The organism is Sorangium sp. So ce1153, assembly GCF_051521595.1.
Classification (GTDB): domain Bacteria; phylum Myxococcota_A; class Polyangia; order Polyangiales; family Polyangiaceae; genus Sorangium.
The window spans coordinates 4,921,661-4,946,833 of sequence record NZ_CP150361.1; the positions used below are offsets into that span (position 1 = coordinate 4,921,661).

Consider the following 25,173-nt stretch of genomic DNA (forward strand, 5'->3'; position numbering starts at 1 on the left):
CGGCGGCGGTCCCCCCACGGCGTTCTGCATGTCGGCGGCGGTCCCCCCACGGCGTTCTGCATGTCGGCGGCGGTCCCCCCACGGCGTTCTGCGTGCCGTCGGCGGTCCCCCCACCGGCCGCCCGGGCTACCCCGCCTTGCCCGCTCGCCGCCGCCGGGCGCGGCGCGCCTCGCTCCGGGCGCCGTCTGCTGGCTCGAACGGCGCCGGCTGCGGGGTGAACCCGATCGCGGAGAGCTCCTTCTCGCCGATCACGTCGCCCTCGGCCACGAGCGCCGCGCGGAGCAGGACCGCGCCCATCTCCGCGTCGTTGCCCGGCCACGGATGGTCGAGCACGGCCTGCAGCGCGCGCAGATCGAGCCCGAACGGCCGTCCGCGCAGGCGGACGCCGATGCGGGCGAGGTGGTCCAGCGCGAGCGCCCGGAGATCCTCGGCGCGCGACGCGAGCGACGGCAGCGCGACGGCCCGATCGCCGAGCCGGTCGGCGAGCCGCTCGCTCATCTGGCCGGTCGCCACCAGCGCGTCGACCGTCTGCGGCACCGCCACGACGAGCCCGACGTCGTCCGGCAGCGCCGCGCCGAGGTAGCTCTGCACCTCGGCCGACAGCGCCTGCGCGTCGAGGACGAGCAGCGTGCCGCCCCTCGCCGCCTCGATGGGCGAGCTGTCCGGATCGCGCCACAGGGCGAGCGCGCGCGGCGTCTCGTCGGAGCCGGCGGCGGGCGCCTCGCCGTCGCGCCCCGACGCGCCGCCCCGCGCCTGCGCGAACGCCTGCGCGAACGCCTCGGGCGCGGGCGCCGCGCCGTCGACGATCGCCAGCGGGCCCTCGGACCGCGCGGAGCTCAGGTGGACGACCGCGCCCCACGCCACCGCGTCGATCCCGGGCGCGGTCAGCAGCGTGACCGCGGCGCCGGTCGCGCCGAGCCGCTCGAGCTGCTCGATCGCCGCGCGCGCCGCGGGGCTGTAGGCCGCCGCGCGCGCCGGCCGCGCGAGGAGCCCCGCGATCGCGCGGAACCGCCCCGCGCTCTGCGCCAGCGCGCGCTCCAGCCGGCTCACCTCGCGCGCGCGCTCCTCGACCTCGCGGCGGGCGGCGACCTCCCGCCCGCGCGACCCGGACAGCATCGCCGACACCGCGATCACCGCCCCGAGCCGGTCGGCGACGGCGCGCAGGCCGCTCACCTCCTCCAGCGTCATCGGCGACGCGCGCCGGCCCCGCGGGATCGCGAGCGCCCCGATCGGGCCCTCCGCGTCGTTCACCAGGGCCACCACGCCGACGTCGCGCTCGGCGAGCCAGGCGAGGAGCGGGCGCACCTCCGGCCGCCGGACCTGGACCGCCTCGGCGGCCTCGACGCGCAGGACGCGCTCCGGCTCGACCTGCGCGAGCTCGATGAGGCGCGCCGGCACCTGCGCCGGCTCGGTGTGCGCGTAGCCCGCGCGGTCGACGGTCACCCGCTCGGGCGGCGAGAGCAGGTACAGCGCCGGCGGGGCGTGCCCCGCGGCGCCGGCGTCCGACGCCTCCCGCAGGGCGGAGAGCGCCGTCTCCAGCGCCGCCTCCGGCTCCGGGTTCATGGCCGCGCGCGTCGCGGCGTCGAAGGCGCCGAGCCAGCGCGCGCCCTCCGGCGCGAACCGGCGCGCGAGCGCAGGCGAAAGGAGCCCGGCGAGCGCGCAGATCGCGCACGCGCTGAACACGGCGACGCCGATGGACGACTGCGGCGCGCCGCGGAGCCCGAGGTCGCCGCGCGGCGCCTCATGCACCGCGTAGACCGCGAGGAGCGCCGGGGGGGTCGCGAGCGTCGCGAGGGCGAGCGTGAGGCGGAGCGCGCGCGAGACCTGCGCGGCGTCCGCGGCCACGGTGCAGAAGGCGACGCAGACCGCCGCGACCGCGCTCGTGACGGGCAGGATCGCCTCGGGGCTCGCGACGCCGACGAAGGCCGCGGCGAGGCCGACCGCGAGCGCGGTCGCCGAGAGCAGCAGCGCGGCCTCCACCCGGTCGGCGACGCCGAGCTCGAGCCGCCGCGCGATGCGCACGCGCGCGAGCGCGACGAGCATCACCGTGAGCGAGCCGAGCGACGCGGCGGAGGTCGCGTAGTGCACGAAGAGCGGGTCGAGATCCGCTGCGCGCGCCGGCGCCACCGCCGAGACGGCGGGCAGGGCGACCGCCACGGTCCAGAAGAGCGAGGCGAACGCCGCCGCGTCGAGGCGCCGCGTGCTGGGCGGGGCCTCGAGCAGGCCGCCGAGGCCCGCGACGCGCGCGAGGCCGACCAGGGCGGCCATCGCCGCCATGGCCGCGCCGAGGTTGCCGAGCGCGATCAGCGCAAGGCCGGTGGGGCCGCTCCGCGCGGCGGCGAGCATCGCGGCGCCGGTGAGGCAGACGGCGGCCGCGCTGCGGGCGGCCGGCTCGATGCGGTCCTCCCCGCGCGGCGGCCGCTCGACCCACCGGAAGCCGAGGCCGAGGAGCGCCGGCAGCCCGAGCAGGGCGAGCCACGCGGGCCCGTGGCCGCCGGCAGCCCGGAGCGCGGCGAAGGCCGTGTAGGCGACGGCGGCCGCGGCGATCCAGAACGAGCGCCGGCGCAGCATCGCGGCGAGCGTAGCGTCTGGCCGCGGTGGCGCCAACGAGGCGGTCTCATCGAGGAGACGACCGCACCGTCCGCGCCGCCGCGCCGCCGCGGCGGCGCGGCGGCGCGGCGGCCAGAAGCTCGCTCAGCTCCTCAGGGCGTGAGCGCGGCGATGAAGTCGCGGATGCACGCGATCTCGGTGTCGCTGAGCGGCTGGCCGCCGAGCGGCATCCGGTTGTTGCACGGCGGGGTCGCCGTGACCTTCGTGTAGACCGTGCTGGCGTCCGGGTCGCCCGGGACGAGCACGCTGGCGCCGCCGCCGCACGCGGAAGCCTGCCCCCGGACCGTGTTCTCCCACCCGGAGGCCAGCGAGACGCCCGCCTGCTTCGAGTTCGCGTCGTGGCAGCCCGCGTTGGCGCACTTGCTCGTGACCAGCGCCGGTGCCTCGGCACATCCGGTCGGCTCGCCGCCAGCGGCCGCGGTCGTGGTGGCGGCGTCGCCGCCGGTGGCCGCGGTCGTGGCGGCGGCGTCGCCGCCGGTGGCCGCGGTCGTGGCGGCGGCGTCGCTGCCGGTGGTCGCCGCGGGGGTGCCGCCGCCGCCGGTGGTCGCCGCGGGGGTGCCGGCCCCCTGGGTGACGCCGCCGCCGCTGCCCTGCTCGTCCGGGGGGAACTCGTCGTCGTCGAGGGTCCCAGCGCAGCTCATGAGGAGCGCGCCGCCGGTCAGCAGGGCGCCCGTGGTGAGCGCAGCGCGCCCGTAAAGGGAAGTCATGAACGTCACGTGCTACCTCTCTCTCTCAATAGACGTAGGCTCCGGCGAGCCGGAGCCCCAGGTACTGGTCGATTGCCCCGCCCGCGATGTACGTGTCGCCCTGCTCGGGCTGGAACGACGAGAAGAACCGGGCGTACTCGACGAGCAGGCGCGCCTCGATGCCGGTCGCGACCGGGATCATCACCCCGGCCAGCGCGCCGATGCCCTGCACGCTGGCCCCGGTGAACCGCTCGTAGACCGGGCCTGACGAGAGCGGCAGGATGTACTCGGCGCCCAGCCCCAGCGCGACCGGGCCGACCGGGAAGCGCCCGTCGAGGCCTGCCCGGAACAGGGTGTAGGAGACGTTCGGCACCGTCCTGGCGAGGTCCGCCGGCGCGTCGATCTCGAAGGTGAGGAACCGGAGACCGGCGGAGATCCCGAGCACCGACTTCTCGCCGAGCGACAGCCGCTCCCGGAGCCCGAGGTTGATGCGCTGGTAGGTGGTGCTGATCGGGTCGCCGCCGCCGACGGCCGAGTTGAGGCCGAGCGCCTGCGCGTACCCCGCGGTGATCCCGAGGCCCTTGAGCACCGCGATGTTCGTGGAAGCGAGCGGATACAGCTCGCCCGAGACCGAGATCGCTGGCTGTCCGAAGACGCCGTAGGGCCGGAGGTTCTGCGTGCGCGGATCGGAGTAGTCGAACCAGCGGCCGATGAACTCGACGCCGAGCTCGACCGAGAAGAGCGCCGAGCCGATCTCGTTCTTCTTGCGCTTGCCGCCCTTGTCGCCCGCCCCGCTGTCGCCTTCGTCCTTCTCGTCGCCGCCTTCGCCCTTCTCCTCGTCGCTCGCGCCGTCCTCGCCGTCGCCGTCGCCGTCGCCTTCCCCGTCGCCCTTCGCCTTGTCGCCGTCGTCCGCGGCGGGCGGCGGCGCGATCTGCGCCAGCGTCGGGCCGAGCAGCTCTTCCAGCGCCTTCTTGCGGTCGTCGCGCGAGCCGCTCAGCGGCACCGCGCTGTCCACGGCGAGGTCGCCGGCGTTCTCGTCGACGTAGACGAGGTGGACCTCTTTCTTCTTCTTCTTGTTGGTCCGCGAGACGCCGTAGATCACCCCTTCTGCCTTCGCGGCCTTGCCTGCCTTGCGGATGCGGTCGATGGCCTTCTTCCGCTGGGCCTTCGACACCAGCGCGTCCCCGACGGGCTTGGTCTGGCCGGCGCTCTTCAGCGCCTTCGAGAACGCGTCAGGCTCCACGACCCCCAGCGTCTCCGGCACGATGGAGAGGATGTCCTCGCGGATGTCATCCGCGTTGGGACCCTCGATGCGAACGGCGATCGACTTCGACGCCTTGGGGGCGGCGAGCGCGACGGGCGCGAGCGCGAACGTCGCGGCGGTAGCGGCGGAGAGCCCGAGCAGGATCCGCCCGCAGAGGCTCATAGAAGAAAGGAACAACGTTGTGGTCCTGAAGGGTTTGCGCACGGGCCTCTCGCTAGCGGCAGTGACGTCGACCGGAGCTTGCACGCGCGCGAGCCTACCGGCGACCACCCCACAGAATCCAGCGTCTTTTCGATGCCCTGGGCGATCTTTCCAGTGACACGCAGTGTCGCTACGAGACTCCGTTAGAACCGGACTCACGGGGTCTCGCCGCCGCCGCTGCCTTCCGTAACTGCCTTCAGTGGAGTAAGAAAAGTCGTCGCACGATGCGCTGCGCCGCAACGCGACGCATCGTGGTCCACCACGTCCGGGGTAGAGGTCAGATGGATCGCTCGAGAGGACGGCACCCCCGCGCCGGGCGCGGGCCTTTCAGGACACCGGGGCTCGCGCTGGTCCTCGCGACGGCGGCCGCCTGCTCCGGGAGGCCCGGCGGCGGGGCGAGCGACGAGGCGCGGCGCTGCGCGGAGATCCGGCCGGGGGCCTCGCCGCTCCGGCGGATGACGCGCTTCGAGTACAACAACACGATCCGGGATCTCCTCGGCGACGACAGCGCGCCGGCCGACGCCTTCGTCATCGAGGAGGAGGCGCTCGGGTTCAACAACCAGGCGGCGGCCCTCGGCGTCACGCAGCTGCTCGCCGAGCAGCTCATGAAGGCCTCCGAGGCGGTCGCGGCGCGGGCCGCGCAGGACCTCGAGCGGCTCCTCGAGGGCTGCGACCCGGCGGTGCAGGGCCCCGAGGCGTGCGCCGCGGAGCTCATCGAGCGCCTCGGCAAGCGCGCGTTCCGCCGGCCCCTGACGGCCACGGAGCTCGAGCGCCTCGAGCGGCTCTTCGCCTGGGGGAACGACGAGCACGGCTTCTCGACCGGCGTCGAGCTCGCGATCCAGGCGATGCTCCAGTCGCCGCACTTCCTTTACCGCGTCGAGCTCGGCACGCCGGATCCCGCCGGGGAGGGCGTGGTGCCGCTCTCCGATCACGAGATCGCCTCCCGGCTCTCGTACCTGCTCTGGAGCTCGATGCCCGACGACACCCTGTTCGCCGCGGCGGACGCGGGCGAGCTCCGCACCGCCGAGCAGATCGCCGCGCAGGCCCGGCGGCTGCTCGAGGACCCGCGCGCCCGCGCCGCGGTGGCGAACTTCCACGCGCAGTGGCTGCAGCTGACGAACATCGGCACCCTCTCCAAGGACGCGGCGGTCTACCCGCGGTACCACGACGGGCTCCCGGCGCTCTTCCGGGCCGAGACCGAGGCGTTCCTCGACCACGTCGTGTTCGAGGACGAGGCCGGCGACGTGGCGACCCTGCTGACGGCGCCCTATTCGCTGATGAACGCCGAGCTCCGCGCGTTCTACGGGCTGGAGCCCCCGGCCGACGGCGCGGCGCCGCCCGGCGAGCTCGAGGTCGTGCCGCTCGATCCGTCGCAGCGCGCCGGCTTCCTCACGCACGCGAGCCTGCTGTCGGTGCTCGCCAAGCCGGACCAGTCCTCGCCCGTCCACCGCGGCAAGTTCGTCCGCGAGCGGCTGCTCTGTCAGACGCTGCCGCCCCCGCCGCCCGACGTGGACATCCAGCCGCCCGCGGTCAGGCCGGGCATCCCGACCCGCCGGCAGTTCGAGCGGCACGCGCAGGACCCGGGGTGCGCGGGCTGCCACCGGCTGATGGATCCGATCGGCTTCGGGTTCGAGCACTACGACGGCATCGGCCTCTACCGCGAGGTCGACCAGGAGGTCCCGGTCGACGCGAGCGGCGAGATCGTCGGGAGCCGCGGCGCGGATGGTCGCTTCGACGGGGCGGTGGAGCTCGCGCACCGCCTCGCGGAGAGCGACGAGGTGCGCCAGTGCGTCGCGACGCAGTGGTTCCGCTTCGGCTACGGCCGCGCCGAGCAGGCCGAGGACGAGTGCAGCATGAGCGAGATCCAGCAGGCGTTCGCCGAGAGCGGGTACAACATCAAGGCGCTGCTCGTGGCGCTCACCCAGACGGACGCGTTCCGCTACCGCCGGAGCGGGCCCGGCGCCGGGGGTGAGCCGTGAGCGGCGCCGCGCGCCGGTCGTCGCGGTGGCGCCTCGATCGCCGCACCTTCCTGCGCGGGGCCGGCGGGCTCGCAGTCGCGCTCCCGTTCCTCGACGCCATGTCCGGCTCGGCGAGCGCCGTCGAGTTCCCGAAGCGCTTCGTCGTCTTCTTCACGGGCCTCGGCACCGTCAAGGAGGCCTGGCAGCCCACCGGGACCGAGACGGCGTTCGAGCTCGGGGAGATCCTCGCCCCGCTCTCGCCTTACCGGGACAAGCTGCTCGTCATCGAGGGCGTCGACATGGAGTCCGCCTACAACGGGCCGGGCGACCCGCACCAGCAGGGCATCGGCCAGGCCCTCACCGGCGCGGAGCTCCAGGAGGGGACGCTCTTCCCGTACGCGTGCGACCCCGCCGCGCTGGTCGGGTGGGGCGGCGGCATCTCCGTCGACCAGCTCCTCGCCGCGAGGCTCGGTCAGCGCACGAAGCTCTCGTCGCTCGAGCTCGGCGTCCAGGTCCAGTATGCCAACGTCTCGTCGCGCATCTCGTACCTCGGCCCGGGCCAGCCGGTCCCGCCCGAGGACGATCCGCGCGCGGTGTTCGACCGGCTCTTCAACGATCTCAGCGCCGATCCGGCGGACCTCGCGCGGCGGCGCGCGCTGCGCCGCCGCGTGCTCGGCAGCGTCATGGAGGACTACGGCTCGCTTTCGCGGCAGCTCGGGGGCGAGGACCGGCAGAAGCTGGAGCACCACCTGGAGGCGGTGAGCGAGATCGAGAAGCGCCTCGACGCGCCGGGGCTCCTCGGCGGCGCGTGCGCCGTGCCGGAGCTGGGCGAGCGGCTCGACGTCTACGCGAACGACAACTTCCCCGCGATCGGGCGGCTGCAGATGGATCTGCTGGCGATGGCCCTCGCCTGCGATCTCACGCGGATCGCGTCGATCCAGTGGAGCGCGACGCAGGCGGGGAAGGTGTTCACCTGGCTGGGGCAGTCGGAGACGCACCACGCGCTCTCGCACTCGAACCCTGGCCACGCGGCGAAGCAGCAGCAGCTCGTCGACATCGGCCGCTGGCAGGCGGAGCAGCTCGCGTACCTGCTCGGGAAGCTCGACGCCGTCCCGGAGGGCGCGGGCACGCTCCTCGACAACACGATCGTCCTCTGGTGCACCGACATCTCGGCGGGGCAGAGCCACTCGCGGCGCGACATGCCGTACGTGATCGCGGGGCGGGCCGGCGGGGCCCTCCGGACCGGACGGTTCCTGAGCTACGCGGGCGACCCCCACAACAACCTGCTCGTCGCGCTGTGCAACGCGATGGGCGTCGACGTCTCGACCTTCGGCAACCCCGCGTACTGTACCGGGCCGCTGTCGGGGCTCCTGGCCTGAGCGGGCGCGGCGCCCGCGCCGCCGTCCCCCGCGTGTTTTGGGCTTTTCGTCGCGCGCCGATTTTGGCAAGTAGGCCCGCATGGGCGGCCTGCTGTCCTCCGGGAAGCCTCGTCGTGCGCTGCGCTCGCTGCGCGCAGCGCGCATTTTTCCTCGTCTCGCCGGTCTCGCGGCGCTCTCTGCCGCGGCGTGCGGGGCGTGCGCGTGCCAGAAGCCCGCGGGCGCGCCGGCGGACGCCGGGGCCGCCGCCGTCGCCGACGACGCGGGCGCGGGCGCGGCAGCGACCGGCGCGGCGCTCGCGGCGCAGCCGGCGACCGCGGGCGCGGACGAGCGCGCCGCGGCCGAGGTGCCGAGCGACAGGCCGCTGCTCGGCGTGACCGCCTTCGTGGCGACCGTCTACAAGGAGCCGCGCGACACGTCGAAGAAGCTCGGCTACCTGCGCGTCGGCGCCAGGGTGCCCCGCGCCGCGGAGCCCGCCGGCACCGCCGGCTGCCCGGGCGGCTGGTACGCGATCGAGCCGCGCGGCTTCCTCTGCGTCGGCGAGGACGCGACGCTCGACCTCGACGACCCGATCCTCAAGGCCGCCGGCCCGGGGCCGAACCTGAGGACCGCGCTCCCGTACAAGTACGCCTTCGTCCGCGCCGTGCTGCCCCTCTACCTGCGCGTCCCCACGGCCGAGGAGCAGCGCAAATCGGAGTTCAAGCTCGATGAGCACCTCGCGTGGTTCGAGGAGAACAAGGCGACCGTGCAGCGGGTCGTCCTCGGCGCGAACGACGTGGCGATCGACGAGCGCGGCGTCCCGCTGCCGGGCAAGCAGCTCGGGGAGCTCGGCCTCGGGAAGAACTCGCTCGAGCTCGGCGAGGGCGCCCTGCTCGGCGCGGCAGGGGAGAGCGACCCCATCCCGTTCTGGCTGGAGGGCGGCAAGCGCCTCATCCGCAACATCAGCGACTTCAAGGTCCCGGACTACGCGGCCTTCGCCGATCGCGCGCGGCGCTTCACGGGCCTGTCGCTGATCGGATCGTTCCCGACCGGGCCGGAGTCGCTGAACCGGCGGTTCGCGATCACGACCGATCTGCGGCTCGCGCCCGCGACGAAGATCAAGCCGGACACGGGCTCTCCCTGGCACGGCGTCGAGCTGAACGACCAGCTCACGCTGCCGCTCGCCTTCGTCCGGGCGCGGGGCGCGCGCGACGTTCAGATCCAGGGGGACAGGGCCGCGCCGGGCAAGGAGCTCCCGTTCCGCGACGTCATCCCGCTGACGGGCCGGATGCGCCGGATCGAGGGGGTGAAGTACTACCGCACCCGGGATCAGCGGTACGTGAGCCAGCTGGATGTCGGGCTCGCGGTCGCCCCGTCCGTCTGGCCCGAGGTCGCCGAGAAGGGCGAGAAGTGGATCGAGGTGTCGATCCAGCACCAGACGCTGGTCCTCTGGGAGGGCAAGCGCCCCGTCTACGCGACGCTCGTCTCGACCGGCCAGGCCGGGGTGGCCGACCCGAAGACGACGACCGCCACGGTGCGGGGCATCTTCCGCATCCGCAACAAGCACATCACGGCGACGATGGACTCGAACGAGTCGTCGAGCGTCGGCGGCCGGGCGGAGACGACGGCCGACGCCCCCTCGGCCTCGCGCGGCGCGAAGCCGGACAAGGGCGGCTCCTCGAAGGAGCGCGCCGCGAAGAAGCCGGGCGCGAGCGCGGCGGCGAAGCCCGCGGAGGGGCAGAAGACGCCTCCCCGCAAGGGCGACGGCGAGTACGGCGTCACGCGGCGCCGCGGGGAGGGCACCTATGCCCTCAAGGACGTGCCGTACATCCAGTACTTCGCGAGCGGCTACGCGCTCCACGCCGCGTACTGGCACGACGTCTTCGGCACGCCGCGCAGCCACGGTTGCATCAACATGTCCCCCATCGACGCGCACCGGGTGTTCCTGTGGACCGAGCCCAGGGTGCCGCCGGGCTGGCACGCCATCAACACGGGCGAGGAGCTGGGCGAAGGGACCACGATCATCGTCCACGAATGAGGGGCGGCCACCCGCTTCGGATACGGGCCCATCTCGACGTTTTCGGTGCTCAGCGCACAGGAGTGCGCTTCCGCGCCGAAAACGCCGATCTGGGCCCGTCTCCTGTGCGGGTGACCGCCGCGATCCGTCGTCCGTTTCAGAGAGGGGCGGGGACGGAGACGCTCAGGAGCTGCGCTTCGGCGCGGTGCGGAGGATGTCGTCGACCGCCGCGTCGGCCGCGTCGGAGAGGGCGTCGAGGAGGGCGGCGAGACGGTCGTGCTGCTCCGGCGTGAACGGGGGCATGCCGAACCGCGACCGCACGCCGGAGAGGCGCAGCGCGAGGCCGGCGCCGTCCTGATAGCCGGCGATCCAGGGGCCGCGGGCGAGCTCGTCGTAGATGCGCCGGAGCCGCGCCTCGAAGGCGGCGCGGTCCGCGAGCGCGTCGGCGGGGGAGGGGGCGTCGGCGGGCGAGGGCGCGCGACGGAGGAAGTGGTGGATGGAGGCCGCGGTCTCGCCTGGCGCGCCGTCGATGGCCGCGAGGCCGGCGCGGAGGGCCTCGAGGGCAGGCGCGAGGCCGGTCCGGCGCAGGAGCGCGCCGTCGAGGCACATCTCCCAGAGCACGTGGGCGAACAGCCCGAGCCGCGGCGCGCCGAGCGCGGCGCCGCGCAGCGCCTCGGCGAGGCGGCGCTCCCCCTCCACGAACACGGGCGCGGCGTGGAACCAGCGGTCGAGGGCGACGTGGTGATCGATGCCGGCCAGCACCTCGGCGAGGCGGGGCGGCAAGGCAGCGGGGCGCTCGGCTGCCCGCGAGGGCCTCACGCGCCGGTCGGCCATGCGCCAGAGGTCCGGGAGCATCGCTCCTGCGCCCGCGGCGACCGACCCGAGGTCGCGCGCCGCGAGGTGGCGATGGAGCAGGAAATTCATGTGTTCAGGATGGCGCCGCCGCCGAGGGCGGTCGACGGTAAACCGATGCGGCGCTCCCTGCCTCGCCTCTCGCTCTTCGAGTGGAACGACTCGCCGTGGGCTCCCGGTCCGCTGCGCGAGCTCATCATCGAGTCGCTGAGCCGGACCATCCGGTGGGGCGGCATGTTGCGCGGGCTGATCGAGCCGTTCCGCGGCTTCCTCGCCGCCTCCGGGGCGACCGAGGTGATCGAGCTCGGCGCGGGCGCTGCCGGGCCGTCGGAGGTGCTCATCGGCGAGCTCCTGCGCGCGGGCGTGGCGCCCCCGCGGTTCGTGCTCACGGATCTCCTGCCGCAACCGGAGGCGTGGGCGGAGGCCGCCGCGCGGCACCCGTCGTTCGTCGCCTTCGAGCCCTCGCCCGTGGACGCGACGCGCATCCCGCCCGCGCTCGCCGAGGGCCGCGCGCGGCTGATGATCAACGCGTTCCACCACTTCGCTCCCGAGCTCGCGCGCGCCATCCTCGCGGACGCGGTGCGCGGCTCGTCCGGCATCTTCCTGTCCGAGGGGTTCGAGCGGAACCCGCTCGGGTTCCTGCCGATGGTCCCGGTCGGCGTCGCCGCGCTCGCCGCGAACCCGCTGCTCACGCGCCGCTCCCGGGCCGCCAAGGCGTGGCTCACGTGGGCGACGCCGATCGCCGCCGCGGCCAGCGTGTGGGACGGCCTGGTGAGCACGCTCCGCGTCTACTCCGAGGCCGAGCTGCGGGAGATGGTTGCCCCGCTCGGCGACGCGTTCACGTGGGCGTACGGCACCTACAGATTCCCACTCCGTGGCGAGGGGTACTACTTCTACGGAGTCCCTGCGCGGCGGTCGCAGGCGTGAGCTGCGGCGCCGAGGGCGCTCGGACGTCGATCCTTTTCTGAAAAAAAATTGACCCCTTCGACGCACCCCCGCGCACCGGGGAGGACATTGGCGGCGTGGCGTCTCCGACGTCGTTCCCTGCGGATTCGATGACTTCTGGCGCTCGGGAAAAGGGGCAAGACATGACGGCTTATCGGCGGACCATGGTGGCGGTGACGGCGCTCGTGGCCCTTGTGGCGGCGACCGCGTGCGGAGCGGGTATCGGCGACGCTGGCTCGGAGGGTGACGGGTCGGCGAGCGGCGATGGGTCAGGGAGCGGCGACGGGTCGGCGAGCGGCGACGGGTCGGCGAGCGGCGGCGACTTCGGGGGAGACATCGGCGGCGACTTCGGGGGCAGCGTGAGCTCGGGCGGTGACCCGAACGCGGGCGGCGACGCCTGCGGCAGCGACCTCATCGCGATCGTCCGCGATTTCAAGGACACGCACCCGGATTTCGAGGTCCGGCCCGGGGAGGACCGGGGCATCGTGGAGGCTCAGCTCGGCGCGGACGGCAAGCCGGTCTATGCGGGCGGCAGCGAGGGCACGTTGACCACGTCCGGCAAGGAGGCCTTCGATCAGTGGTTCCGCGACGTGCCCGACGTGAACACCGCCATCCAGGTATCCGTCTCGCTCACGGACAACGGGAACGGCACGTCCACGTACGACAATTCCGACTTCTTCCCGATCGACGACATGGGGTTTGGCAACGAGGACCGGCCCCACAACTACCACTTCACGCTCGAGCTCCACACCGAGTTTGAATACAAGGGTGGCGAGGTGTTCACCTTCTCGGGCGACGACGACCTCTTCACCTTCATCAACGGCCATCTCGCGATCGATCTGGGCGGTATTCACAAGCCGGAGAGCGCGACGATCGACCTCGACGCGCGCGCGCAGGAGCTCGGCATCACGCCGGGCAACAAGTACGCGCTCGACTTCTTCTTCGCCGAGCGCCGCACGACCGAGTCGAACTTCCGCATCGACACGTCCATCGGTTGCTTCACCCCGATCGTCAGATGAGCTCGGCCGTCCGCTGGCCCGGCGCGACCTGAGCCCACAGCGCCCTTCATCTTCCCACTGTCCGCGTTCCTCGGCTCACCGCCCCGCCCGCGCCTATCCCGCCCAGCGTCTCGCGCCGACCGCCCCCCTTTCCCCCCGATGGAGCCGTCGTCGAGGGGATGTGCGCGGCGGGGCGGGCGTGGGGACGGGCCGCTGTCTGAGCACCCTTTGCCGCTCGTGTCGTCCTCGCGCAGCGAGGGCGGCACGAGCGGCCTGTGCGAGTTCGGCGGGGCCCCACGCCCGCCCCGCCGCGCACATCCCCTCGACGACGGCCGCTGCTCGATGACGGCCGCTGCCACCTTGCTCGTGGTTCATCGCAACAGGTAGCCTAGGCAACGATGCAGGCCAGCGACCCGTTCGGCTGGGTAGGGTCGATCATCGACGGCCAGTTCGCCGTCGAGGCGCTGGCTGGCGAGGGCGCCTTCGGCGTCGTCTACCGGGCCCGGCACCTCGGCTTCGACGCCCCGGTCGCCGTCAAGTGCCTCAAGATCCCGACGGGCCTGAGCCCTGATCAGCAGGAGGCGTTCCTCGCCAAGTTCCGCGAGGAGGCGCGCCTGCTCCACCAGCTCTCGCGACGGACGATGGGCATCGTCCAGGCGCTCGACATCGGCGCCGCCGCCGCGCCGAACGGGCCGTGGACGCCGTACATCGTGATGGAGTGGCTCGAGGGCGAGACGCTGGAGCAGGACCTCAAGCGCCGCCGCGCCCAGAACCTCCCGCCGAGGAGCTTCGCCGAGACGCTCAAGCTCCTCGCGCCGGTCGCGTCCGCGCTCGCCGTCGCCCACGACGGCAACGTCTCTCACCGCGACGTCAAGCCGGCCAACCTGTTCCTGCTCGGCGATCGCATGAAGGTGCTCGACTTCGGGCTCGCCAAGGTCTTCGCCGAGACACCGAAGTTCGCCGAGGCGCTCGTGCAGACGGGACGAACGTTCCGCGCCTTCACGCCGCAGTACGGCGCGCCGGAGCAGTTCAGCCCGCGGTTCGGCGCCACGGGACCGTGGACGGACGTCTACGCGATGGCCCTCATCCTCATCGAGGTCGCCAGCGGCCATCCCGCCCTCTCCGGCAGCGACGTGATCCAGCTCTTCGTCTCGTCGAGCGACGAGGCGCTCCGGCCGAGCCTCCGCGCCCGCGGGGTGAACGCGAGCGTCGACGTCGAGGCGGTCCTCGGCCGGGCGCTCGCGATCCACCCCGCGCAGCGGTTCCACAACCTCGGCGAGATGTGGTCCGCCCTGGAAGCCGCCCAGCGCGCGAGCGTCGTCGTGGTGGCGCGCGACACCCTGCGCGCGCCCGCCTTCAGCCCGGGCGCGGCCGCCGACGACGACGACGAAGGGTTGCTCGATTTCGCCGCCGTCCACCTGCCGCCGCTGCCGCCGCCGCCGTCGCTGTCGGTCCCGCCGCCGTCGCCGCGGCCGGCGTCGCTGCCGCCGCCATCGCCGCCGCGGTGGGCGCCGGAGAGCAGCGGCGTGAGGGGGACCGTGAGCCCCGACCGCAGCGCGCCGAGGGGCCGCGCCGTCGCGCCGTTCGACGGCGGGGAGCACCGGGTGTGCACCGTCCTGTTCGCCGATCTGTCCGAGGCGACGGGGCTGTCGTCGCGGCTCGACCCCGAGGACGTCAAGGACGTCGTCGACCGCTGCTACCAGGTGCTCGCGGAGCACGTCGAGCAGATGCACGGCGTGGTCGAGCGGCCCATCGGCGGGCGCGTCATGGCCGTCTTCGGCGTCCCTCGCTCGACCGACAACGACGCCGAGCGGGCGATCGTCGCCGCGCTCGGCGCGCAGGCCGCGATCCCGCGCCTGGCGCTGCCGCGCGCGGCGCGATCGGTGCACCTCTCGGTGCGGATCGGGATCACGACGGGGCGGGTCTTCGTCGGCGCCGCGGGCTCGTCGCGCCAGGATCTCGCCGTCATCGGCGACGCGGTCGACGGCGCCGCGCGGCTCCAGCAGAGCGCGCCGCGCGGCGCGATCGTGATCGGCCGCGACACGCACCGGCTCGTCCTCGGGCGGTTCCGGGTCGAGCCGTTCGAGGGGGGCGCCGCCGCGAGCAGGGCCGCGCCGGAGCCCCCCGCGCGCGGCGCGGCGCCGCCGAGCTACCGCGTGCTCGGCGAGGGCCCGCCCCACCACGCGCCCGCGCCGCCCGATTTCCACGGGATCGCGACGCGCCTCGTCGGGCGCGGCGCGGAGATGCAGCGCCTGCGCGACCTCGTCGAGACCGCGTTCCACGAGCGCCGGCCGCGGCTCGTCACGCTGGTCGGCGCGCCCGGTGTGGGCCGGACGCGGATGCTCACCGAGCTCTTCGCGGGCCTGCGCGGCGGCGCGCCGGAGGGCGGCGCGCCCGCGTCCGAGCACGGCCCCGCTTCCGCGTCGCCCGGGGAGCCGTTCGTCCTCCTGGCGCAGTGCTCGGCGCTCGCGCGCGAGACGAGCTACGGCCTGGCCGGCGCGCTGCTGCGCCGGTGGTTCGGGATCCTCGAGGCCGATCCGGCCCAGGTCATCCTGCGCAAGCTGCGCCGCGGCCTGCGCTGGCTCCGGCTGCGCGCCGCGCGCGCGCGCGCCCGCGCCGAGCGGGAGGCCGCCGGCGCCGGGACCCGGGCCGCGCTCGGCGGCGCGTCGCCCGTCGTGACCCGCGCGTCGTCCATCCCCCTGCGCGGGCCGATCAGCTCGACCGTCACCGGGCGCAGGGGGGCCGGCGCCGTGCGGTACGAGGACGACGACGAGCTCGATCCCTCCCCGTCGCTGGCGAGGCCGCTCGGCTCGAGCGATCTCGACGACATCCTCGCCCGGCTGGCGGCGATCCTGGGCGCGCGGCCTGCGCCCGCCGGGCTCCTCGACTCCGCAGCGCGCGGCAGCGTCCTGGCGAAGCGCCGGATCGCCTCCGCGCTGGCGCACCTCGTCACGTTCGCGCTCGAGCGGACGCCGATGGTGATCGTCTGCGACGACCTCCAGTGGGCCGACGACGCGACGATCGATCTCCTCGAGGAGCTCGTGGCGCACGCCGAGGGGCTGCCGCTCTGCGTCGTGTGCGCCGCGCGCCCCGAGCTCTACGAGCGCCGCCCCGACTGGGGCATCGCCAAGGAGGCCTACGTCCGCGTCGACGCGCTCCCGCTGGCGCGGCGGCACGCGGAGGAGATGATCCGGGATCGGCTCCGCTGCGTCCCCGAGCTCAACCCTGAGCTCGTGCGCGCGCTCGCCGAGCGCGCCGAGGGCAACCCGCGCACCGTCGAGGAGATGCTCCAGCACCTCGTGGACGCCGGCGCCATCGAGGCCGAGGGGGACGCGTGGCGCGTCCGCGAGGACGCGCTGGGCACGCTGAGCTTGCCGCCGACGGTGCACGGCCTGGTCCAGGCCCGCCTCGATCGGCTGGACGCCGACGCGCGCGGGCTCCTCGCGCAGGCCGCCGTCGTCGGCCGGACCTTCTGGGAGGGCGCGGTCGAGCGGCTCCGGAACGACGCGCCGCAGGCGCGCTCGCCGATGTCGAGCGAGCGCATCCTCGCGGAGCTCCAGGACCTCGATCCGCCGTTCTCGGTGCGCCACGGGGCCGGCGCGTCCACCGCCGAGCTGCTCGCGCGCCTCTGCGAGCGCCAGCTGATCCGGCTCCGCTCGCCGGCGACGTTCCCGGGCGAGCGCGAGTACGTCTTCGCGGAGCAGGCGACGTGCGAGGTCGCCTACGAGACGCTGAGCCTCAAGATCCGGCGGCGGATCCACCTGCTCGTCGCCGACTGGCTCGAGCACCGCGCGCGCGCGCTGGGAGACGAGTGCGCCGCCCTCCTCGCCCACCACTACGAGCGGGGCGGCGATCTGCGGGCGGCGGCGGCGGCGTACGCCCGCGCCGCGACGTACGCGGACTCGATCGGCGAGGGCGTCGAGGCGGCGCGCCACGCGGCGCGGGCCCGGGAGCTCCGCGAGGAGATCGAGGCCGACGAGGCGTAGCGCGCGGCTCCGCCGGGCGCCTCAGCGCTGCCCGCGCCGCACCCGCGGCAGCCGGGCGCCCGACACGCGCAGCGCGTGGCGCAGGGCGTCCTCGAGCTCGCCGAAGGTCTCGAACGTCCGCGCGTCGCTGCCGAGCTCCACGATCGCCTGCGCGACGCCGGGGGAGATCCCGGAGATGAGGCAGCGGCTGCCGAGCAGGCTCGCCGCCCGCGCCACCTGGAGCAGGTGGTCGACCGTCGGCGCGTCCACGTCCTCGACGCCGGTCAGATCGAGCACGGCGAAGTGGGCCTGCGTGCGGACGACCTCCCCGAGCAGCTTCTCCATGATCTGCGTGGCCCGGCCGCTGTCGAGCGCGCCGATGATCGGCAGCACGAGGACGCCCTCCCACGCCTGGATGATCGGCGTCGAGAGCGCGCGGATCGCCTCCTGCTGCTGGCGCAGGACGCTCGCGGTCCGCTCGCGCTCGGCGTTCTCCTCGGCGAGCATCCGGTTCTTGCCCTCCAGCTCCTCGGCGTAGGCCTCGAGGCGATCGATCGACTGGCGCAGCTGGTCCTCGAGCCGCTTGCGATCGGTCGTGTCCCGCATCGTCACGGCCACGCCGCCCTGGATCGGCACGATCTGGTGGTGCACCCACGCACCCGGGCGCGACGCCTGGCCCGGCGGGGCCGGCAGGAGGATCTCCTCCTCGAGCGGCGTGCCCTTCCGGACGACGCGCAGGCACTTGTCGAGCAGGACGTCGGCCTCGACCGAGTGCTCGAGCTCCGAGAGGCGCTTGCCGAGGAGCTCCTCGCGGGGCATCGAGAGCATCGCCGCGGCGCGCGCGTTGAGCCCGGTGATCACGAGATCGGCGATCTCCTCGCTCTCGTCGCGCCGGGAGGTCATCGTGAGGAACGCGTCCATGCTGGCCTCGACGGCCGCGTGGAACCGCGCCTCGGTCTGCCGGCGCTGCTCCTCGGCGTGCCGGCGTTCCGTGATGTTCTCCGAGACGATGAGCGCGCTCGCGGCCTCCCCGGCGCCCGGGATCGCGCTGACGTGGTTCGCGTACCACGCCCGCCCGCCGTTCGCCCCGGCGCCGATGACCTCGTAGTGCGCCCGGCCGCCGGTCGTGAGCACGGTCTCCAGCGCCTGCCTCACCGTGTCCCGGTACTCCGGCGCCGTGAAATCGTAGAGGCTCCGGCCGCGGAGGCCCTCCACGGAGACCCCGGGGTACGACCGGTTCGCGGAGACGATCCGCGCGTCCTTGTCGACGACGGTCAGGTAGTACGGGATGCCCTCGTACAGCGCCCGCAGCTTCTCTTCGGACTCGCGGAGCGCCAGCTCGGCGCTCTTGCGCCGCGTCACGTCGCGGGCGACGAAGTAGACGCGCCCCTCGTCGAGCGCGAGCATCGCGTTCCACTCCAGCCACCGGTACGAGCCGTCCTTGCAGAGGAAGCGGTTCTCGTAGGTGAGCGTCTGCGCGCCCGTCGAGAACGTATCGGTCTCGGAGAGGGTCCGCGCCTTGTCTTCGGGGTGGATGAAGTCGAGGTAGGGCCGCGCCATCAGCTCCTGGCGGCTGAACCCGAGCGTGCGCTCCCACGACGGGCTGAGCTCCTTGAAGCGCCCGTCGAGCGTCGCGATGCCGAGCATGTCGACGGCGAGCGCGTAGAGCCGCCGCTGCTCCTTGTCCTCCTCGTGCACGACGGCGCGCAGGATCGGCGCGGCGCTGTCGGGGAGGGCGAGCCGCGCGAGCTGCGTGTCGGCGACGATGAGGCCTCCGCCTGGGCGCCGGAAGAGCCAGCGGAACCGCTGCGGCTCGCCGCGGCTCGCGGCGTCGACCCGCTGCTTCAGACCCCCGGCGGAGTCTTGCCCGTCGGGCTGAAGGAGCGGCGAGAGGTCCGCGAGCGCGCGCCCGAGGAGGCCGTCCGCGCTGCCCGCGAACAGCCGCGTCGCGCTCGGGTTGGCCTCGATCACGCGGCCGCCCTCGAGCAGCAGGAGCGCGTCCTCGGCGGCCTCGAACGCGGCGTGGTAGAGATCGCGCTGGCTCATGGTCGGCGCCGCCTACCGCCACGAGCGCCACGCTGCCGGACTGTCCTCACGAGCTCGCCTGTCAATCAGCACCTCGCAGCACCTCGAGCGGCCGCCGTCCCCACCGCTCGGTCGCTGCCGCCAGCGGTCCATTGTGCAGGAAGCCTCGGTGGAGGTCCACGTGCCCGCGAGCGTCGCGCTGTGGTCTGCCTCCCACCTGCCCCTGACGACCTCTCGCGTGGCGCGCGCGTCGTGGTAGCGTTGCTCTGTGTCGCAGAGGTTTCCTTCTGCACGGCCTGCCGGCGCGCAGCGAGCGCGCGGCGCGAGGGGCGCGCGATGATCTCCGAGGCGTGCGGGCTCTGCGCCTGGCCGGCGAGCCTCGTGGTCGAGGACGTGCAGCGGCACAAGAGCGCGCTCATCAGCGTGGCGCTGCAGATGCGCGCCGAGGGCAAGGAGCCGCTTGCGCGCGTGGCCTTTCGGGGGGCGCTCTACTGGCAGCGGTGGCTGCTGACGAAGGAGCCGGGGCTTCACGAGGAGGCCCGCGTCGTCTCCGGGCTCGAGTTCGCCCGCGAGGCTGGCGACTGGAAGGAGGCCGATCTGCTCGTCGCCCATGCGGACAGGTCGGCCGCGCTCGCGGCGTTGCCGTTCGTCGAGCACTGGAAGAAGCTGGTCGCGGAGCACCTGCCGGAGCAGGTCAGCGACGAGCACGAGCTCGAGGAGGCGTTCCAGGAGTTCCGGCGTCATCCCAGCGAGCAGGCTGCGGAGGGGGTGCGGCGTTGCGCGACGGCGATCGCGCCGCTCGGCTCGCCGGTGCCGGTGCACACCATCCTCGCGAAGGTCGCGACGGATCTAGGCCAGACCGAGGAGGCCGAGTTCCACCTCGCGGCGCTGGTCGTCTGCCGGCCGCTCTGGATCCCCTACGTCGTGCAGCTGGCCGAGCACCAGGCGAAGCTCGACCTCCCGCGCGCCCTCCGCACGATCGAGGCCGCGCGCCGCCTCTTTGGCCCCGACTTCTGGCTCCCCCTTTGAGCGAGCGGGGCTCGCCCGCTTCGGATACGGGCCCACCTCGACGTTTTCGGTGCTCAGCGCACAGGAGTGCGCCTCCGCGCCGGCGGTTGCTGATCAAACCCGACCCCATCCTCCACGCCAGGCGTGTCAGGCGGGGGCTAGGGTGCGCATCCATCCGCTGATCCGCGTCCCCGCCGGCTTGGGCCAACCCATCCTCGCGAACCGCTCGAGGAGCTGCGGCGTGTGATCCCCGGTCCGGCTGTCCTTGAAGGACGCCCGCGCCGCGTCGAGCTCCCGCGCCGCCTCGTGGAACCGCCCCTCGTGGTAAGCGAGCCACGCGAGCGTCAGGTGCCGGTGCTGCCGGGGCTCGGCCTCGGCGAGCGCCACCGCCTCGCAGGCGACGAGGTGCTCGCGCGCCTGCTCCGCGTCCCCGCGGTGAAGCGAGATCTGCGCGAAGAGCAGCCGCGCCTCGACGAGGCCCCACGGGTCCGCCAGCGTCTCGTAGAGCCTGCCGGCCGCGAGCGCGTGCTCCTCCGCGAGCTCCGGCGCGCCCGCGTCGAGCGCGACCATCGAGAGGAGCCGCTCGCACCCCGCCTCGCCGCGCGGGTTCGCCAGATCGCGGAAGCTCTGCCGCGCCGAGATCGCGCCGGTGCGGGCCGCATCGAAGCGGCCGAGGCGGTGCTCCACGTGCGAGAGCGTCAGGTCGCACTGCGCCAGCCCGAGCCGGTAGCCGATCGCGTCGAAGTCGGCGCGCGCGGTCGTGAGCAGCGCCCGCGCCGGCTCGGCGAGCGCCCCGGCCTGCTCGACCATGCTCTGCAGGAGCAGGCACTGCGCCCGGCCGAGCCGATCGCCGACCTCCAGGAACCGCGCCTCCCCCGACGCGAGCACCGCCCGCGCCCGCGCGTGCTCGCCGAGCTGGAAGTCGATCTCCCCGAGCAGCACCTCGCACTGCGCCTGCCCGTGGCGGTGGCCGATCTCGTCGAAGATCGCGTGCGCGCGCGCCACGAGCCGCCGCCCCTGCGCCTCGGCGCCGACGTCCGACGCGATGTGCCCGAGCAGCCGCAGGCAGTGCGCCTGGTTCTCCCGGTCGCCAGCGTGCTCGAAGATGCGGCGCGCGTCCTCGGCGTCGCGCCGCGCCTCGTCGAGCCTGCCCGCCAGCCGCAGCGCCTCGGCCCGGAAGCGCAGCTGCGTCCCGAGCCGCGTCCCCGTCAGCACGGGCCGCGTCTCCACGCCGCCCCTGAAGCCCGGGCGCGAGTCGCTCCCCCCGGGCAGCTTGCCGTCGAGCACGGCGAGATCGCGCAGCGTCGCGGCGATGTCGCGCGAGCTCTGCCAGTGCGCGGCCACGTGCGCGTGCATGAGCGCCGCCGCCTCGTCCGTGTCGCCGGCGCGCAGCAGGCTCACCACCCGGTGCCGGAGGATGCGGCGGCTCGACGCCGCCGGGTGCGCGCCGAGCGCGTCGGCGGCGGCGCGGAAGACGCGCGCCGCGTCCGGCTCGAGGAAGAGCTGCGAGAGCAGGTGCTCCTGGAGCAGCGCGTGCGGCCAGCGGAGGCGATCGCCCACGGCGAGGAGGATCTGCGCGCGCTGCATCGACGCGATCGCGCGGTCCGCGGGGATGTCGAGCGAGGTGAGCATCTCGCGCAGGATCTCGCGCCGGATGTCGCCGCCGAGCGCGGCGGCCGCGCGCGCGCCGGCCCGCAGCTCCTCCGGGAGCGCCGCGAGCCGCTCCTCCCAGAGGTCGGCGGTGGTCGCCGCCTGCACGGCCATCGACCCCCTCGGCACGAAGTACTTGCCCGCGCGGAGCTGGAGGTGGCCGCCGCCCGCCCACGCGTGCAGGAGCTGCAGCGCGAAGAGCGGGTTCCCCTTGCTCCGCTGCGTCGCCGCCTCGGCCGCCGCGTCGTCGAGCGGCAGCGTCTCCCGGAGCAGCGCGTGCGTCTGCACCGGGTTCAGCGGGGCGACGTCGAGCCGCTCCCCGCCGTACGCCGCGAGCGCGCCCTCCAGCCGCTTCGCCGCCACCGGATCGGACTCGACCGCCTCGCTCCGGACGGTCGCCACGACGAGCAGGCCGGTGTTCGGCGCGTCGCGGTGGAGCGTGAGGAGCCCCTCGAACGTCGTCGACGAGGCGTAGTGCAGGTCGTCGAGCCAGAGCAGCACGGGCCGGTCGCGGCCGATCCGCTCCAGCGTCTTGCGGATGATCAGCCAGCGGAGCTCCGGGCGATCCAGGCGGAAGCGCTTCCCCGTCGGGCCGACCGCCTCGCTGCCGGGGGGCGACGGCTTGATCCACTCGGCGGTCGCGGCGACCCACGTCTTGCCGACCTCGTCCTCGGGCGGGACCTCCCAGAGGTTCATCAGGACCTTCTCGACGATCTCGCGCTCGGCCCGCTCCAGCCGGTAGTGCTGCGTCACCGCGCCGAGGACGCCGTCGAGCGGCGCCGCGATGCGCCGGTAGCGCGCGCGCAGCGGCACCATCAGCGCGCGCTCGTGGACCTCCTCGCAGAGCCACTCGGCCAGCCGGCTCTTGCCGACGCCGGCCTCGCCCGCGAGCAGGACGAACCGGTGCATCGCCTTCGGCGCGTCGACCATCTCGGCCACGACCTCCATGAGCCGCGCCCGCTCGCCGGTGCGCGCGACGAACGGGCTCGGCCGGAGGGCGAGCAGGCCGGTGGTCGTCACGGACGGCGGCGGGTCGTCGTCTGGAGGCTCGATCAGCTCGGGCGTCAGCAGCTCCTTGCGGCTCGGGGGCAGCCGCCCGCTCGTCAGCAAGGCGATCGGCAGCGGCGTCGCGGCCACGTTCACGTCGCTGCGCGGCTCGAACCGCTTCCACACCCGCCGCGCGTCGCCCGCGAAGTCGAAGCGGTGCCACGGCCGCTTCGCGAGCAGCCGCTTCGCGAACTTCGCGACGTCGCCGGGCACCTCCGAGGGCAGCGGCAGATCCGGGATCGGCGCGCTCCGGTGCTGCTGGAGGAGCTCGTCGTTCGATCCGTCGTAGACCTCGCCGCCGGCGAGCAGCGCGTAGAGGATGCAGCCGAGCGCGTAGAGGTCCGTCGCCGGCCCGACGTGGGGCGCCGCGAAGCGGATCTGCTCCGGCGCCATCCAGCCCGGCGTGCCGGCGCCCCAGCGCACGGTCGGCTCGCTCTCCCGGGAGCCGTCGAGCCGGTGATCGATCCGGTCCTGGATGAGCCAGGCGAGCCCGAGATCGAGCACGTGCACGATCGGCGGCTCGCCGCCGTGCTGCAGATCGACGAGGACGTTCGAGGGCTTCAGGTCGCCGTGGATCACGCCGCGCGCGTGCGCGTGCGCCAGCGCGCCGAGGACCTGGTCGATGACGCTCCAGATGATCGGCCAGGGCAGCGGGTCCTCGAGCCGGGCGAGGTAGAGCCACTCGTGGAGCGACCGCCCTGGCACGGCGTCCATCACGAGGTACGGCGTCCCGTTGGCGAGCGACCCGAAGTCGCGGGCCTTCACGAGCGCCGGGTGCGACAGCCCGGCGAGCGCCCGGGCCTCCTCCTGGAACCACCAGGCGTCCTCGGGGCGCGCGGCCGCGCCTGGCCGGTCGAGGAGCTTCACGGCGACGCGCTCGTCGATCACGAGATCGCGGCAGAGATAGACGACCCCCATGCCGCCGCGCCCCAGCTCGCGACGGACCTGATAGCGACCGGCCAGGATGGTGCCCGGTAAAAAGCCTTCTTCGGACATGGCGGTGAGCGGTCCGATGATAGCCGTGCCGGCCCTGCCCGGTAGGCTCATCTCGCGGGGGCCTCCCGGGGGCGCTCGGCCCCAGTTCGTCGTGTCGCGGCAGCGCAGCGATGCTAGGTTCCGCCCATGGATGCCGCTGTTCGCGTGCTTGCATTCGCAGGTGCGAGAGATGTTCTCGGCGCCGGAGAAGTCGCGCTGCCGCTCGCTGGCCCCTGCACGGCGGCGGAGCTCCTGGAGCACGTGTGCGCCCGATATCCTGGGCTCGCTCCTTACAAGGGATCGATCCGGGTGGCGGTGAACGGCATGTATGCGACGCCGAGCGATCCTGTAGGTTTCGGCGACGAGGTAGCGCTCATCCCGCCGGTGGCGGGCGGCTAGCGGGCCGCGAGGGACAGCATGCCTTCTTCGACTGGCCTCGACCCGGCGCCCCTCTCCGTCGACACATCGGCCTTGCGGCGGCGCTCGTTGCCGCTCCTCGGCGGCGGAGACGCCCCGCGCCGGGCGGCCGCGATCCCGTACCGGGACGTCGATGCGCCCGGCGCGCAGCCGAGGCCCGCGCCGCGGAGCGTGCGCATCTCGGTCACGGACCGGTGCGATTTCGCGTGCACCTACTGCCGCCCGTCCCGCCACGACGGCTACACCGACGGCCGGCTGATGACGTCCGCCTGGCGCACCATGTTCGAGGCGCTGCGCGACGCCGGCGTCCGGCGGGTCCGCTTGACCGGCGGCGAGCCGCTCCTCCACCCCGAGATCGTCTCCATCGTCGCGTGCCTCGCCTCGCTCGGCTTCGAGGATCTGGCCCTCACGACGAACGCGTCGCAGCTCGCGCGGCTCGCCGGGCCGCTCCGCGACGCCGGGCTGCACCGCCTGAACGTCTCGATTGACACCCTCGATCCCCAGCGTTTCCGCGAGGTGACCCGCGGCGGCGAGCTCGCCCGGGTGCTGGAGGGCCTCGGCGCCGCGATCGCGGCGGGCTTCTCCGGCATCAAGCTGAACACGGTCGTCCTCCGCGGCGTGAACGACGACGAGATCGAGCGCATCGCGCTCTGGGCCTGGGAGCTGCGGATGATCCCGCGCTTCCTCGAGGTGATGCCGATCGCGGAGGGGGCCAGGCTCGTCGGCGAGCACCTTGTCACGGCGGCCGAGATGCGGGCGCGCCTCGCCGAGCACCTCCTCGAGGAGGAGGCGGCCACCGACCCGGGCCTCGGCCCGGCCAGGTACGTCCGGGCCCGCCACGACCCGTCGCTCCGCGTCGGGTTCATCACCGGCACGAGCGACACGTTCTGCGAGAGCTGCGACCGCCTGCGCGTCTCGTCGACGGGCGTGCTCCGGCCGTGCCTCGCCACGGACGATGGGGTCGACGCCTCGCGCGAGGCGCAGGTCGGCGACCACGCGGCGATCCGCCGGCGCCTCGACGAGGCGTGGCGCCTGAAGCCGGACGGCACGGTCTGGAAGGGCTGCACCGAGGAGACGGCGTCCTCGGTGTCGATCCGCGCGATCGGCGGCTGAGGCGGCGGCTGAGGCGGCGCCTCACGCGGTGGCTGAGGCGGCGCCTCACGCGGTAACGGACCGGCGCCGCCCCGGGACACGGTTCGG

General features: G+C 74.2%; 15 protein-coding genes. 9 read left to right on the plus strand and 6 right to left on the minus strand.

The features are described from left to right. Positions 1-126 precede the first annotated feature (126 nt). The 3 genes from WME85_RS17565 to WME85_RS17575 all read right to left on the minus strand — a co-directional run bounded on the left by WME85_RS17565 (position 127) and on the right by WME85_RS17575 (position 4,737). Positions 127-2,571 carry a hypothetical protein gene (locus tag WME85_RS17565; protein WP_437839698.1) on the minus strand — a complete coding sequence of 815 codons (2,445 nt, stop codon included), beginning with the start codon at positions 2,569-2,571 and terminating at the stop codon, positions 127-129. Between the two features lie 131 nt (positions 2,572-2,702). Further along, on the minus strand, positions 2,703-3,317 hold the full coding sequence (locus WME85_RS17570) for a hypothetical protein (RefSeq protein WP_437839699.1): 615 nt from the start codon (positions 3,315-3,317) through the stop codon (positions 2,703-2,705). A gap of 25 nt (positions 3,318-3,342) precedes the next feature. After that, complete coding sequence (locus WME85_RS17575; protein ID WP_437839700.1) at positions 3,343-4,737, minus strand: hypothetical protein; 1,395 nt, start codon at positions 4,735-4,737, stop codon at positions 3,343-3,345. Positions 4,738-5,042: 305 nt separating this feature from the next. Here WME85_RS17575 and WME85_RS17580 point away from each other — a divergent pair, with 305 nt between their 5' ends. From WME85_RS17580 to WME85_RS17590, 3 genes are all read left to right on the plus strand, one after another. Beyond that, positions 5,043-6,740, plus strand: coding sequence for a DUF1592 domain-containing protein (locus WME85_RS17580; protein WP_437839702.1), 1,698 nt, complete (start codon positions 5,043-5,045; stop codon positions 6,738-6,740). Further along, on the plus strand, positions 6,737-8,098 hold the full coding sequence (locus WME85_RS17585; RefSeq protein ID WP_437839703.1) for a DUF1552 domain-containing protein: 1,362 nt from the start codon (positions 6,737-6,739) through the stop codon (positions 8,096-8,098). The genes WME85_RS17580 and WME85_RS17585 overlap by 4 nt, the downstream gene beginning before the upstream one ends. 79 nt (positions 8,099-8,177) lie before the next feature. Continuing rightward, a complete protein-coding gene (locus tag WME85_RS17590) occupies positions 8,178-10,112 on the plus strand; it encodes a L,D-transpeptidase (protein ID WP_437839704.1) in 1,935 nt (644 codons plus the stop codon). A gap of 162 nt (positions 10,113-10,274) precedes the next feature. Here WME85_RS17590 and WME85_RS17595 read toward each other — a convergent pair whose 3' ends face one another. Continuing rightward, positions 10,275-11,015 (minus strand): hypothetical protein, encoded by a 741-nt coding sequence (locus WME85_RS17595; protein ID WP_437839705.1) that lies wholly within the window; start codon positions 11,013-11,015, stop codon positions 10,275-10,277. Here WME85_RS17595 and WME85_RS17600 point away from each other — a divergent pair. From WME85_RS17600 to WME85_RS17610, 3 genes are all read left to right on the plus strand, one after another. Continuing rightward, on the plus strand, positions 10,998-11,870 hold the full coding sequence (locus WME85_RS17600; protein ID WP_437839706.1) for a hypothetical protein: 873 nt from the start codon (positions 10,998-11,000) through the stop codon (positions 11,868-11,870). The genes WME85_RS17595 and WME85_RS17600 overlap by 18 nt on opposite strands. A gap of 161 nt (positions 11,871-12,031) precedes the next feature. Next, positions 12,032-12,907 (plus strand): fibro-slime domain-containing protein, encoded by an 876-nt coding sequence (locus WME85_RS17605; RefSeq protein WP_437839707.1) that lies wholly within the window; start codon positions 12,032-12,034, stop codon positions 12,905-12,907. A gap of 377 nt (positions 12,908-13,284) precedes the next feature. Further along, a complete protein-coding gene (locus tag WME85_RS17610; protein WP_437839708.1) occupies positions 13,285-16,872 on the plus strand; it encodes a protein kinase domain-containing protein in 3,588 nt (1,195 codons plus the stop codon). Positions 16,873-16,893: 21 nt separating this feature from the next. On the opposite strand, the gene WME85_RS17615 is transcribed toward WME85_RS17610, so the two are convergent. Then, positions 16,894-18,897: a PAS domain S-box protein gene (locus tag WME85_RS17615; protein ID WP_437839710.1), complete on the minus strand. Its 2,004-nt coding sequence runs from the start codon at positions 18,895-18,897 to the stop codon at positions 16,894-16,896. A gap of 315 nt (positions 18,898-19,212) precedes the next feature. Between WME85_RS17615 and WME85_RS17620 the strand changes: the two genes are divergently transcribed. Continuing rightward, positions 19,213-19,905 carry a hypothetical protein gene (locus tag WME85_RS17620; RefSeq protein WP_437839711.1) on the plus strand — a complete coding sequence of 231 codons (693 nt, stop codon included), beginning with the start codon at positions 19,213-19,215 and terminating at the stop codon, positions 19,903-19,905. 126 nt (positions 19,906-20,031) lie between these two features. Here WME85_RS17620 and WME85_RS17625 read toward each other — a convergent pair whose 3' ends face one another. Continuing rightward, entirely contained in the window at positions 20,032-23,577 is a 3,546-nt protein-coding gene (locus tag WME85_RS17625; protein WP_437839712.1) for a protein kinase domain-containing protein, read from the minus strand. A 126-nt stretch (positions 23,578-23,703) separates the two neighbouring features. On the opposite strand from WME85_RS17625, the gene WME85_RS17630 reads away from it, so the two are divergent. Further along, complete coding sequence (locus WME85_RS17630) at positions 23,704-23,955, plus strand: MoaD/ThiS family protein (RefSeq protein WP_437310501.1); 252 nt, start codon at positions 23,704-23,706, stop codon at positions 23,953-23,955. Positions 23,956-23,973: 18 nt separating this feature from the next. Further along, on the plus strand, positions 23,974-25,086 hold the full coding sequence (locus WME85_RS17635; protein WP_437839713.1) for a GTP 3',8-cyclase MoaA: 1,113 nt from the start codon (positions 23,974-23,976) through the stop codon (positions 25,084-25,086). Positions 25,087-25,173 lie beyond the last annotated feature (87 nt).

Coding starts and splice junctions, on each gene's coding strand:
- WME85_RS17600 (WP_437839706.1), top strand. CDS start 10,998: ATGGAGCAGGAAATTCATGTGTTCAGGATGGCGCCGCCGCCGAGGGCG.
- WME85_RS17620 (WP_437839711.1), top strand. CDS start 19,213: ATGATCTCCGAGGCGTGCGGGCTCTGCGCCTGGCCGGCGAGCCTCGTG.
- WME85_RS17625 (WP_437839712.1), bottom strand. CDS start 23,577: ATGTCCGAAGAAGGCTTTTTACCGGGCACCATCCTGGCCGGTCGCTAT.
- WME85_RS17610 (WP_437839708.1), top strand. CDS start 13,285: ATGCAGGCCAGCGACCCGTTCGGCTGGGTAGGGTCGATCATCGACGGC.
- WME85_RS17635 (WP_437839713.1), top strand. CDS start 23,974: ATGCCTTCTTCGACTGGCCTCGACCCGGCGCCCCTCTCCGTCGACACA.
- WME85_RS17605 (WP_437839707.1), top strand. CDS start 12,032: ATGACGGCTTATCGGCGGACCATGGTGGCGGTGACGGCGCTCGTGGCC.
- WME85_RS17630 (WP_437310501.1), top strand. CDS start 23,704: ATGGATGCCGCTGTTCGCGTGCTTGCATTCGCAGGTGCGAGAGATGTT.
- WME85_RS17570 (WP_437839699.1), bottom strand. CDS start 3,317: ATGACTTCCCTTTACGGGCGCGCTGCGCTCACCACGGGCGCCCTGCTG.
- WME85_RS17615 (WP_437839710.1), bottom strand. CDS start 18,897: ATGAGCCAGCGCGATCTCTACCACGCCGCGTTCGAGGCCGCCGAGGAC.
- WME85_RS17565 (WP_437839698.1), bottom strand. CDS start 2,571: ATGCTGCGCCGGCGCTCGTTCTGGATCGCCGCGGCCGCCGTCGCCTAC.
- WME85_RS17580 (WP_437839702.1), top strand. CDS start 5,043: ATGGATCGCTCGAGAGGACGGCACCCCCGCGCCGGGCGCGGGCCTTTC.
- WME85_RS17595 (WP_437839705.1), bottom strand. CDS start 11,015: ATGAATTTCCTGCTCCATCGCCACCTCGCGGCGCGCGACCTCGGGTCG.
- WME85_RS17590 (WP_437839704.1), top strand. CDS start 8,178: ATGGGCGGCCTGCTGTCCTCCGGGAAGCCTCGTCGTGCGCTGCGCTCG.